Annotated in this window: 8 protein-coding genes and 4 tRNA genes; 10 read left to right on the top strand and 2 right to left on the bottom strand. The window is 56.0% G+C overall.

All coding sequences use genetic code 11. The annotated features are described in order from the left end of the window. Positions 1-177: 177 nt before the first annotated feature. On the bottom strand, positions 178-1,116 hold the full coding sequence (gene pbpG, locus AC0ZWN_RS28440; RefSeq protein ID WP_093434043.1) for a D-alanyl-D-alanine endopeptidase: 939 nt from the start codon (positions 1,114-1,116) through the stop codon (positions 178-180). Between the two features lie 230 nt (positions 1,117-1,346). Continuing rightward, positions 1,347-2,201, bottom strand: a complete 855-nt coding sequence (folD, locus tag AC0ZWN_RS28435) for a bifunctional methylenetetrahydrofolate dehydrogenase/methenyltetrahydrofolate cyclohydrolase FolD (RefSeq protein ID WP_038362797.1) — start codon at positions 2,199-2,201, stop codon at positions 1,347-1,349. A gap of 275 nt (positions 2,202-2,476) precedes the next feature. Between folD and AC0ZWN_RS28430 the strand changes: the two genes are divergently transcribed. From AC0ZWN_RS28430 to AC0ZWN_RS28385, 10 genes are all read left to right on the top strand, one after another. After that, positions 2,477-2,553 (top strand) — tRNA-Arg (locus tag AC0ZWN_RS28430). Positions 2,554-2,585: 32 nt separating this feature from the next. After that, positions 2,586-2,661: transfer RNA gene (locus tag AC0ZWN_RS28425), tRNA-His, on the top strand. A gap of 56 nt (positions 2,662-2,717) precedes the next feature. After that, positions 2,718-2,802: transfer RNA gene (locus AC0ZWN_RS28420), tRNA-Leu, on the top strand. A gap of 77 nt (positions 2,803-2,879) precedes the next feature. Continuing rightward, a tRNA-His gene (locus AC0ZWN_RS28415) sits at positions 2,880-2,955 on the top strand. A 402-nt stretch (positions 2,956-3,357) separates the two neighbouring features. Then, entirely contained in the window at positions 3,358-4,668 is a 1,311-nt protein-coding gene (gene tig / locus AC0ZWN_RS28410) for a trigger factor (RefSeq protein ID WP_476337651.1), read from the top strand. A gap of 93 nt (positions 4,669-4,761) precedes the next feature. Continuing rightward, positions 4,762-5,397, top strand: coding sequence for an ATP-dependent Clp endopeptidase proteolytic subunit ClpP (clpP, locus tag AC0ZWN_RS28405; protein WP_007951559.1), 636 nt, complete (start codon positions 4,762-4,764; stop codon positions 5,395-5,397). A 112-nt stretch (positions 5,398-5,509) separates the two neighbouring features. Further along, the gene (gene clpX / locus AC0ZWN_RS28400) at positions 5,510-6,793 is read left to right on the top strand and encodes an ATP-dependent Clp protease ATP-binding subunit ClpX (RefSeq protein WP_003223632.1); all 1,284 of its coding nucleotides are present in this window, start codon (positions 5,510-5,512) and stop codon (positions 6,791-6,793) included. Between the two features lie 163 nt (positions 6,794-6,956). Beyond that, positions 6,957-9,353 (top strand): endopeptidase La, encoded by a 2,397-nt coding sequence (gene lon / locus AC0ZWN_RS28395; RefSeq protein WP_476337650.1) that lies wholly within the window; start codon positions 6,957-6,959, stop codon positions 9,351-9,353. 148 nt (positions 9,354-9,501) lie between these two features. After that, positions 9,502-9,774, top strand: a complete 273-nt coding sequence (locus tag AC0ZWN_RS28390) for an HU family DNA-binding protein (protein ID WP_003183171.1) — start codon at positions 9,502-9,504, stop codon at positions 9,772-9,774. A 228-nt stretch (positions 9,775-10,002) separates the two neighbouring features. Next, on the top strand, positions 10,003-11,874 hold the full coding sequence (locus AC0ZWN_RS28385) for a SurA N-terminal domain-containing protein (protein ID WP_476337648.1): 1,872 nt from the start codon (positions 10,003-10,005) through the stop codon (positions 11,872-11,874). Positions 11,875-12,199: the final 325 nt, after the last annotated feature.

Genomic DNA, 12,199 nt, shown 5'->3' with positions numbered 1-12,199 from the left:
CGACCTGATCGACAACCGACAATTTAAAAGTCAGCGTGTAATCGCGCTGACTGCGCTTTTCGCCCGTCTCCATTGCACCCTCCTGATAAGAAGCCAGAAGGTGTAAACCTTATTCAGGACGAGACACAGGCGAAAAAAAAGCCCCGAGGATTCGGGGCTTTTTCTTGCGGGCGTGGGTTACTTGGACGCTTCAACCACACCGCTCTGGCGTGACTTAAGGTTTTTCTCGGCCTTGTATTGTTGCGCCACCGCAGGAACGTTGGCGCTCTTGCCGGTTTCCACCCAACTGCGAATACGGCTGGCATCGGCAAAGTGGGTGTATTTGCCGAAGGCATCGAGAATCACCAGCGCGACCGGGCGGTTAGCCATTTTCGTTACCAGGACCAGGCAATGACCGGCAGGATTGGTGAAACCGGTTTTGGTGATCTTGATGTCCCAGTCGGCCTTGTTCACCAAGTGGTCGGTATTGCGGAAACCCAGAGTGTAGTTGGGTTTGCGGAATGACACGGTCTTTTCCTTGGTGGTGGTGAGTTCGCTGAGGAGCGGGTACTTATGCGCGGCCACCAGCAGCTTGCTCAGGTCACGGGCGGTGGAAACGTTACGTTCCGACAGGCCTGTCGGTTCGACAAAGTGCGTACTGGTCATGCCCAGTGCCTTGGCTTTCGCGTTCATGGCCGCGATAAAGGCTGCGTAACCTCCCGGATAGTGGTGAGCGAGGCTGGCGGCCGCGCGGTTCTCCGAAGACATCAAGGCGATCAGCAGCATCTCGCGACGCGGCAGCTCACTCTTGAGTTTGACTCGGGAGAACACACCCCTCATTTCCGGTGTGTTGCTGATATCGACATTGATCCATTCGTCCATGTTCTGCCGGGCTTCAACCACTACCAGTCCAGTCATGAGCTTGCTGACAGATGCGATCGGCACGATCACGTCAGGGTTGCTGGAGTAGATGACTTTATTGGTCTGCATATCCATGAGCAGTGCGCTGCCGGAGGCGATCTTCAGGCTCGAAGCGTCACGCGGGGCAGCGGTGGTTTCCGCAGCGTTGATCGTTGGCGTGATGAATGTGCCTGTAAAAGCAAAAAACAGGCTCAGAATCGAAAGACGAATTTTCACGCGGGCGAACTCATAAAGGTTGGATATTCCGTTAGTTTGTAACGGGTTATTTCTTCAAAGCGTCGCATTCTAGGAGTATGGCTGAAGATCTGTCGATGGTTGTTTGAATGACCTGAAAAACTCGTGAAAAGGCCTGTAAAAAGAGGGGTTTCCGGCGAACGGTTACAGTTTTTTCTCAGGCATGAAAAAACCCGCACAAGGCGGGTTTTTCTTATTGCTGAAAGTACCGATCAGGCGTGCAGGGTTTCTGCCGCATAAAGGGTGTTTTCCAGCAGGCAGGCGCGGGTCATCGGACCTACGCCACCCGGCACTGGAGTGATCCAGCCAGCGCGGGGCAGGGCGGTTTCGTAGACGACGTCGCCGACCAGTTTGCCGTCGTCCTGACGGTTGATGCCGACGTCGATCACGATCGCGCCTTCCTTGATCCACTCGCCTTTGACCAGGCCCGGCTTGCCGGCGGCCACCACCACCAGATCAGCACGACCAACGTGGCCGGCCAGATCCTTGGTGAAGCGGTGGGTCACGGTCACGGTGCAACCGGCCAGCAGCAATTCCATCGCCATCGGGCGACCGACGATGTTGGAAGCGCCGACGACCACTGCGTCCATGCCATAAAGGTCAGCGCCAGTGCTTTCCAGCAGCGTCATGATGCCTTTAGGTGTGCAGGGACGCAGCAGCGGAATGCGCTGGGCCAGGCGGCCGACGTTATAAGGATGGAAGCCGTCGACGTCTTTGTCCGGGCGAATGCGCTCCAGCAATTTGGAGGCATCCAGGTGCTCGGGCAGCGGCAGCTGAAGCAGGATGCCGTCGATTGCAGGGTCGTCGTTGAGGCGATCGATCAGATCGGTCAACGCGTCTTGCGTGGTGTCGGAGGGCAGGTCGTAGGCTTGAGAGAGGAAGCCAACCTCTTCACAGTCTTTACGCTTGTGCGAGACATAAACCTGAGAGGCAGGATCGCTGCCGACCAGGATCACCGCGAGGCCGGGAGTGCGCAGGCCTTGCTGGCGACGCTCGGCAACTCGTTGGGCGATCTGCTGGCGCAGGCTGGCGGCGATCGATTTGCCGTCGATTAGTTGTGCAGTCATTGCGCGTGATTAACCATCGAGAGGGGAAAAAATGAGAACGCATTCTCGCATGTCGAGCGTTGAGGGCAAAGGCGCTTGGTCAGCAAATTCCTCTAACTCCTTTAATTAAATGAATTTTTTTCAAAAAGGATTTGACGACCTTTCGAGCGCTCTATACTATTCGTCGCACTTGTCGGGCACAGCCTAGCACTGGTTAAGAAGGTGAAGCGGAATCAAGGTTCTGCGACACTGGAAAGCACTTAGTTTGTAGTCCTTTAAGAGTACAGATTAATAAGGCGCCCGTAGCTCAGCTGGATAGAGCATCCGCCTTCTAAGCGGATGGTCGCAGGTTCGAGTCCTGCCGGGTGCGCCATTAGGCAGCTTTGGCACAAGTAACGCGATATGGTGGGCGTAGCTCAGTTGGTAGAGCACGGGATTGTGACTCCCGTTGTCGTGGGTTCGATCCCCATCGTCCACCCCATATTTCGAAAGGCGCCAGATGTAACAGTCTGGCGCCTTTGCTTTAAAAGCTTCATCGCGGATGTGGTGGAATTGGTAGACACACTGGATTTAGGTTCCAGCGCCGCGAGGCGTAAGAGTTCGAGTCTCTTCATCCGCACCAATTAAAGCTTCATTCATGTCTTCGGGCTGGTGAGGTTTCAACAAAGAAGTTGTTTGGCTTTTTTGTTACGCAATATGGTGGGCGTAGCTCAGTTGGTAGAGCACGGGATTGTGACTCCCGTTGTCGTGGGTTCGATCCCCATCGTCCACCCCATATTTCGAAAGGCGCCAGATTTAACAGTCTGGCGCCTTTTTTGTTTTAGCGGTTCTGAAAAGCGGCGATTGCCGGTTTCGGGGCGCAGGGGCAGGGCGCTTCGTCGTATTTATGTTGCTCGATGATGCTGTGCTGCTCGCCGGACTTGCTTGCAGGTTCGGCCGTCAGGGACTGATTGGCAGCCTCTTCTATATATAGAAGCGGTTGGCGCAGAGCCCTGGCGTGATTGGTTGTATTCGCCTGTGGGACGCGCTGCATCCGTGCATCGATCCCTATAAATTGCCTGCTGTTTTTTTACCCGTTTTCAGTAGGGTGACTTCTTGAGTTTGACCCACTAGAATGCATGCCCTTGATTCTGGGGTCGGAAACGGCCGGCTAACGTCTGTGCAACGAGGAATATCCATGCAAGTTTCTGTTGAAAATACTACTGCTCTCGAGCGCCGCATGAGCGTCACCGTGCCGGCTGAGCGCATCGAGACTCAGGTCAACAAGCGTCTGCAGCAGACTGCCCAAAAGGCCAAGATTGCTGGCTTCCGTCCAGGCAAAGTGCCAATGAGCGAAATCAAGCGCCGTTTCGGTGCTGATGCTCGTCAGGAAGCTGTAGGCGACGTGATCCAGTCCTCCTTCTACGAAGCTGTGGTTGAGCAGAAGCTGAACCCTGCTGGTTCGCCGTCGATCGAGCCTAAGTCGCTCGAAGCTGGCAAAGACCTGGAATACGTTGCTGTATTCGAAGTGTTCCCTGAGTTCACCGTTGCCGGTTTCGACGGCATCACCGTTGAGCGCCTGAGCGCTGACGTGGCTGACGCTGACCTGGACAAAATGCTCGACATCCTGCGCAAGCAGAACACTCGTTTTGAAGTGGCCGATCGCGCTGCCCAGAACGAAGACCAACTGAACATCGATTTCGTTGGCAAGGTTGACGGCGAAGTATTCGCTGGCGGTTCCGCCAAGGGTACTCAGCTGGTATTGGGTTCCGGTCGCATGATCCCGGGCTTCGAAGAAGGCCTGGTTGGCGCTAAAGCGGGCGAAGAGCGCGTTCTGAACCTGACTTTCCCAGAGGACTATCAGAACCTGGACCTGGCTGGCAAAACCGCCGAGTTCACCGTTACCGTCAACAATGTTTCCGAGCCTAAGCTGCCAGAGCTGAACGAAGAGTTCTTCGCTCAATTCGGCATCAAGGAAAGCGGCATCGACGGTTTCCGCACCGAAGTTCGCAAGAACATGGAGCGTGAACTGCGTCAGGCGATCAAATCCAAGGTCAAGAATCAGGTAATGGACGGTCTGCTGGCCACCAACCCGATCGAAGTGCCTAAGGCGCTGCTGTCCAACGAAGTTGACCGTCTGCGTGTGCAGGCTGTTCAGCAGTTCGGTGGCAACATCAAGCCTGATCAACTGCCGGCCGAGCTGTTCGAAGAGCAAGCCAAGCGCCGCGTCGTGCTGGGCCTGATCGTTGCTGAAGTGGTCAAGCAATTCGACCTGAAGCCTGACGAAGCTCGCGTTCGCGAAATGATTCAGGAAATGGCTTCCGCTTACCAGGAGCCTGAGCAGGTTGTGTCGTGGTACTACAAAAACGAGCAGCAGCTGAACGAAGTGCGTTCGGTTGTGCTGGAAGAGCAAGTTGTGGATACTGTTCTGCAGAAAGCTAGTGTGACCGACAAAGCGGTCTCTTACGAAGAAGCAGTCAAGCCGGTAGAAGCTCCAACAGCCGACTGATTGGTTTTGCGTTAAGAAGTACACACCATAAGCCAGCTCTCGAGCTGGCTTATGCGTATTCAAGACATAACTATTTGGGAGCGACTGCAGAGCATGTTCCGTAATTCTTATATTCAGCAGAACTCTGATATCCAGGCCGCCGGCGGCCTGGTCCCGATGGTTGTCGAGCAATCTGCTCGTGGCGAACGCGCCTATGACATCTATTCGCGCCTGCTCAAGGAGCGAGTGATCTTTCTGGTTGGTCCGGTAGAGGACTACATGGCCAACCTGATCTGTGCGCAACTGCTGTTCCTTGAAGCGGAAAACCCGGACAAGGACATCCATCTCTACATCAACTCCCCGGGCGGTTCGGTGACTGCAGGCATGTCGATCTACGACACCATGCAGTTCATCAAGCCGAACGTGTCGACCACCTGCATCGGCCAAGCCTGCAGCATGGGCGCATTCCTGCTGACCGCAGGTGCCCCGGGCAAGCGTTTCTGCCTGCCGAACTCGCGCGTGATGATTCACCAGCCACTGGGCGGTTTCCAGGGGCAGGCGTCGGACATCGAAATCCACGCCAAGGAAATCCTCTTCATTCGCGAGCGTCTGAACACGCTGATGGCCAAACACAGCGGGCGTACTCTGGAAGAAATCGAGCGCGATACCAATCGCGACAACTTCATGAGTGCAGAAGCTGCGAAGGAATATGGCCTGATCGACGAAGTGATCAACCAGCGCCCAGCTTAAAATAAGCAGCTCAAAATAGGCTTGGTCGGCTTGTCTGATCAGCGGCGGGCTTGAAAAAGCCCGCAATAGCCTTCATCTTGTGTTGCAAGCCTATCGGATTTGGATCGAACGAATGACTGACACCCGCAACGGCGAGGACAACGGCAAGCTGCTCTATTGCTCCTTCTGTGGCAAAAGCCAGCATGAAGTGCGCAAATTGATTGCCGGCCCCTCGGTCTTTATCTGCGACGAGTGCGTCGACCTGTGCAATGACATCATCCGCGAGGAGGTGCAGGAAGCCCAGGCCGAGAGCAGCGCGCATAAATTGCCTTCGCCTAAAGAAATCAGCGGCATCCTTGACCAGTACGTCATTGGTCAGGAGCGTGCGAAAAAGGTTTTGGCCGTAGCGGTGTACAACCACTACAAGCGCCTGAACCAGCGTGACAAAAAGGCTGACGACGTCGAACTCGGCAAGAGCAACATCCTGCTGATCGGCCCGACAGGCTCCGGTAAAACCCTGCTGGCCGAAACACTGGCCCGCTTGCTGAACGTTCCGTTCACCATTGCCGACGCAACCACCCTCACCGAGGCGGGTTACGTGGGTGAAGATGTCGAGAACATCATTCAGAAGCTGCTGCAGAAGTGCGATTACGACGTAGAGAAGGCCCAGATGGGTATTGTCTACATCGACGAAATCGACAAGATTTCTCGCAAGTCCGACAACCCGTCGATCACCCGGGACGTTTCCGGTGAAGGCGTGCAACAGGCCTTGCTGAAGTTGATCGAAGGCACGGTCGCTTCCGTACCGCCGCAAGGTGGTCGCAAGCACCCGCAGCAGGAATTCCTGCAGGTCGACACCCGTAACATCCTGTTCATCTGCGGTGGTGCGTTCTCCGGTCTGGAAAAGGTTATTCAAAACCGTTCCACCAAGGGCGGCATCGGCTTCAACGCAGAAGTGCGCAGCAAGGAAGAAGGCAAGAAAGTCGGTGAATCCCTGCGTGAAGTCGAGCCTGACGATCTGGTCAAGTTCGGTCTGATCCCGGAATTCGTCGGTCGTCTGCCGGTCCTCGCGACGCTGGACGAGCTGGATGAGGCTGCGCTGATGCAGATCCTCACCGAGCCGAAAAATGCACTGACCAAACAGTATGCCAAGCTGTTCGAGATGGAAGGCGTGGATCTGGAGTTCCGGACCGACGCGCTGAAATCGGTCGCCAAGCGTGCCCTGGAACGTAAAACCGGTGCTCGTGGTCTGCGCTCGATTCTCGAAGGTGTACTGCTCGACACGATGTATGAAATCCCCTCGCAGTCCGAGGTGAGCAAAGTCGTGATCGATGAAAGCGTGATCGAAGGCAAGTCCAAGCCACTGTATATCTACGAGAACAGTGAGCCGACGGCCAAGGCAGCGCCGGACGCTTAAGCGTCCAGTCTGCTGGAATAAAGAAGGGGCCTTCGGGCCTCTTTTTTTTTATGTCATTTTTTACATCCGCTTTGTGCTTGTTTTTTTTCAAGGCAGCCCCCATCTTGGTTTCAAGCTCAATTCCATCTGATTACGGCCATATGGCCGCCGTAGAGGCGAAATCATGAAGACAACCATCGAATTGCCTCTCCTGCCATTGCGTGATGTCGTGGTTTATCCGCACATGGTTATCCCGCTGTTCGTGGGGCGCGAGAAATCCATCGAAGCCCTCGAGGCTGCGATGACGGGCGACAAGCAGATCCTGCTGCTGGCCCAGAGAAACCCGGCTGACGATGATCCCGGTGAAGACGCTCTCTATCGCGTAGGTACCATCGCCACTGTTCTACAGCTGCTCAAGCTGCCTGACGGCACCGTCAAGGTTCTGGTCGAGGGTGAGCAACGCGGCACCGTCGAGCGCTTCAGCGAAGTTGACGGCCACTGCCGTGCCGAAGTCTCGTTGATCGAAGAGGTCGACGCCGCCGAGCGCGAATCCGAAGTGTTCGTGCGCACACTGCTGTCGCAGTTCGAACAATACGTACAGCTGGGCAAGAAAGTCCCGGCTGAAGTCCTGTCGTCGCTCAACAGCATCGATGAGCCGGGTCGCCTGGTCGACACCATGGCGGCGCATATGGCGCTGAAAATCGAGCAGAAGCAGGAAATCCTCGAAATCATCGATTTGTCGGCTCGGGTCGAGCACGTTCTGGCGTTGCTGGATGCCGAGATCGATCTGCTGCAAGTCGAAAAACGCATTCGTGGCCGCGTCAAAAAGCAAATGGAGCGCAGTCAGCGCGAGTACTACCTGAATGAGCAGATGAAGGCCATTCAGAAAGAGCTCGGTGACAGCGACGAAGGCCACAACGAAATCGAAGACCTGAAGAAGCGTATCGACGCTGCCGGTCTGCCGAAAGACGCGTTGGCCAAAGCTACTGCCGAGCTCAACAAGCTCAAGCAGATGTCGCCGATGTCCGCTGAGGCCACCGTGGTGCGCTCGTACATCGACTGGCTGGTGCAAGTGCCTTGGAAAGCGCAGAGCAAGGTTCGCCTGGACCTGGCGCGCGCAGAAGACATTCTCGATGCCGATCACTACGGTCTCGAAGAGGTCAAGGAACGTATCCTTGAATACCTCGCCGTGCAAAAGCGCGTGAAGAAAATCCGTGGCCCGGTGTTGTGCCTGGTCGGTCCTCCGGGCGTGGGTAAAACCTCGCTGGCGGAGTCGATCGCTCATGCCACCAACCGCAAATTCGTGCGCATGGCCCTCGGTGGCGTGCGTGATGAAGCGGAAATTCGCGGTCACCGTCGGACTTACATCGGTTCGATGCCAGGAAGATTGATTCAAAAGATGACAAAAGTGGGTGTGCGCAACCCGCTGTTCCTGCTCGATGAAATCGACAAAATGGGCAGCGACATGCGTGGCGACCCGGCGTCGGCGTTGCTGGAAGTGCTCGATCCGGAGCAGAACCACAACTTCAACGACCATTATCTGGAAGTCGATTACGACCTCTCGGATGTGATGTTCCTGTGCACCTCGAACTCGATGAACATCCCGCCGGCGCTGCTCGACCGGATGGAAGTGATCCGTCTGCCGGGCTACACCGAAGACGAAAAGATCAACATCGCCGTCAAATACCTCTCGCCAAAGCAGATCGCCGCTAACGGTCTGAAAAAGGGCGAGCTGGAATTCGACGCTGAAGCGATCCGCGACATCATCCGTTACTACACCCGTGAAGCCGGTGTGCGTGGCCTCGAACGTCAGATCGCCAAGGTCTGCCGCAAGGCCGTTAAAGAGCACTCAATGGAAAAACGCTTTTCGGTGAAAGTGACAGCTGACCTGCTGGAACACTTCCTCGGGGTGCGCAAATTCCGCTACGGTCTGGCTGAGCAACAGGATCAGATCGGTCAGGTCACGGGGCTTGCCTGGACTCAGGTGGGTGGTGAATTGCTGACCATCGAAGCCGCGGTTGTGCCCGGTAAAGGTCAACTGATCAAGACCGGTTCGCTGGGCGACGTGATGGTCGAATCGATCACTGCCGCGCTCACTGTAGTGCGCAGCCGGGCCAAGAGTCTGGGCATTCCTCTGGACTTCCACGAGAAGCGTGACACGCACATCCACATGCCGGAAGGGGCGACGCCGAAAGACGGCCCTAGCGCTGGCGTAGGCATGTGTACGGCGCTGGTGTCGGCCTTGACCGGCATTCCGGTGCGCGCCGATGTCGCCATGACCGGTGAAATCACTCTGCGTGGTCAAGTGCTGGCGATTGGCGGTCTGAAGGAAAAACTGCTGGCGGCTCACCGCGGCGGAATCAAGATCGTGATTATTCCGGAAGAGAACGTGCGCGATCTGAAGGAGATTCCTGACAATATCAAGCAGGATCTGCAGATTAAACCGGTTAAATGGATTGACGAGGTCCTGCAAATTGCGCTGCAATACGCGCCGGAGCCCTTGCCGGATGTGGCTCCGGAGATAGTTGCCAAGGACGAAAAACGTGAGTCTGACTCTAAGGAAAGAATTAGCACGCATTAATACGCTTTTGCCTGGGGGGCTTCCTTGACAGTTTTTTAGAGCCCTTGTTATAAAGCGGCTCTTAAGTGTCTGTAGGCCATTCAGCACTCGTTTTTGCTTTCACCAAAAAACTTAGAATCATCTCAAAATAGATATAAGGGGACTTAGAGTGAACAAGTCGGAACTGATTGATGCTATCGCTGCATCCGCTGATATCCCGAAAGCTGCTGCTGGCCGTGCGCTGGACGCTGTAATCGAATCCGTCACTGGCGCTCTGAAGGCTGGCGACTCCGTTGTTCTGGTTGGTTTCGGTACTTTCTCCGTGACGGACCGTCCGGCTCGTACCGGTCGTAACCCTCAAACCGGCAAGACTCTGGAAATCCCGGCTGCCAAGAAGCCAGGTTTCAAAGCCGGTAAAGCACTGAAAGAAGCTGTTAACTAAGTTTTCAGGTTTTTACCCATCCGGGTCGGGGTCATGCCTGACTTGGCAGCGGAGCGGTAGAGCAGGTCGCTGAAACAGTGGCCTGTAACGCCGGGATCGAGGGTTCGAGCCCTGTCCGCTCCGCCAGTTACGAGAAGGCGCATCCTCGGATGCGCCTTTCTTCTATCCGGATTCTACCCACGCTCCACGGTTGCCTAATTTTGAAGTTCAACCGTTTCTGGGGGACGCATGCTGCAGAATATCAGGGACAATTCACAAGGCTGGATTGCCAAGACCATTATCGGGGTCATCGTTGCACTGATGGCTCTGACCGGTTTCGACGCCATTTTCCAGGCCACGACTCACAAGAATGAGGCGGCCAAGGTCAACGGTGATGAAATCAGCCAGAACGAGCTGAGCCAGGCCGTTGATATGCAACGCCGTCAGCTGATGCAACAGCTGGGCAAGGACTTCGATGCTTCCTTGCTCGACGAAAAAATGCTGCGCGAATCGGCCCTCAAGGGTCTGATCGATCGCAAGCTGCTGCTGCAAGGTGCAGAGCAAGCGAAATTCGCTTTCTCCGAAGGCGCACTGGACCAAGTGATCCTGCAGACACCTGAATTCCAGGTGGACGGCAAGTTCAGCTCCGAGCGTTTCGACCAGGTGATCCGTCAACTGGGTTACAGCCGTATGCAATTCCGCCAGATGCTGGCTCAGGAAATGCTGATCGGCCAACTGCGCGCCGGTGTGGCGGGCAGTGGTTTCGTCACTGACGCCGAAGTGCTGGCATTCGCCCGTCTGGAAAAACAGACCCGCGATTTCGCAACCCTGAACGTCAAGGCTGACCCGGCGGCGGTCAAACTGACCGACGACGAGGTCAAGGCTTACTACGACGAGCACGCCAAGGAGTTCATGACTCCGGATCAAGTGATCATCGATTACGTAGAACTGAAGAAGTCTTCGTTCTTCGATCAGGTTGCCGTCAAGGACGAAGACCTGCAGGCGGCGTATCAGAAAGAGATCGCCAACCTGTCGGAACAGCGTCGTGCCGCGCACATTCTGATCGAAGTGAACGACAAGACCACCGAGGCTCAGGCCAAAGCGAAGATCGAAGACGTTCAGGCGCGTCTGGCCAAGGGCGAGAAGTTTGAAGCGCTGGCCAAAGAGTTCTCGCAGGATCCGGGTTCGGCCAACAATGGCGGCGACCTCGGTTATGCAGGTCCTGGCGTTTACGATCCGGCGTTCGAAAAAGCCTTGTACTCCTTGTCGAAAGACCAGGTGTCCGAGCCGATTCGTACCGACTTCGGTTATCACTTGATCAAGCTGTTGGGTGTGGAAGCGCCTGAAGTGCCGACCCTGGCCAGCCTGAAAGACAAGCTGACCCGCGAGCTGAAAGCCGCTCAGGTCGAGCAGCGTTTTGTCGAGGCGACCAAGCAACTGGAAGACTCCGCGTTCGAAGCGTCTGACCTGGCTCAGCCAGCGGCGGATCTGAAGCTGACCGTGCACACCTCCAAGCCGTTCGGCCGTGAGGGTGGCGAAGGTATTGCGGCCAACCGTGCCGTGGTCACCGCAGCGTTCAGCACTGAAGTGATCGACGAAGGTGCCAATAGCACCGCCATCGAGCTGGATCCGGAAACCGTGATCGTGTTGCGCTCCAAGGAGCACCTGAAGCCTGCGCAACTGCCGCTGGAAAGCGTGAACGCGGCGATCCGCACTCAACTGACCAAAGAGCATGCCAGCGCCGCAGCCAAGACCAAGGCGGAGAAGCTGATTGCTGATCTGCGTGATGGCAAGGCTCCTCTGGACAAGGCGGTTGACGGGCAGAACTGGAAAGCTACCGAAGCGGCCACCCGTGGTCAGGAAGGTGTTGATCCGGCGGTGCTGCAAGCATTGTTCCGTATGCCGAAGCCGGCTGCGAAGGACAAGCCGACGTTCTCCAGCGTCACTCTGCCGGACGGTAGTCTGATGATTGTGCGTCTGAACGGCGTTAACGAAGCGGCTGCGCCGACGGATGAAGAGAAGGTTCAGTACCGTCGTTTCCTTGCTTCGCGTGAGGGGCAGCAGGACTTTGCGGCGTATCGCAAGCAGTTGGAAGCTCAGGCTGAGATCAAGCGGTTTTGATGATTGCCTGAGATGTGATGAGAGCCCTGGCCTGAATAGGTCGGGGCTTTTTTTTGGCTCTGGGTGCCGGGTCTTGGCGGCCTTTGGGCCGGCCATGCTCTTGGGGTTTTGGGTGAATATCCGTTGCTTCGGGGGGGGGCCGTTGGCGGTTTCGCCCTTACGGCGAGGCACTTTTTCCAGACGCCGAAAAAGTACCCAAAATGTATGGTCAGCCCATCTTCTGCCACTCAGCAGCGATTAACGGTAAATCGAGCTTGCGCTAATGTATCCGGGCTCAGTGTGAGCACGGATAGCGCTCGGCCCTTGATGAGTAGTCGCTCCTGCC

The sequence above is a fragment of the Pseudomonas sp. 3B-A001-10F genome (assembly GCF_056313565.1).
Note: the sequence above shows the minus strand (reverse complement) of the source record. Positions and strands in the feature narration are given on the sequence as shown.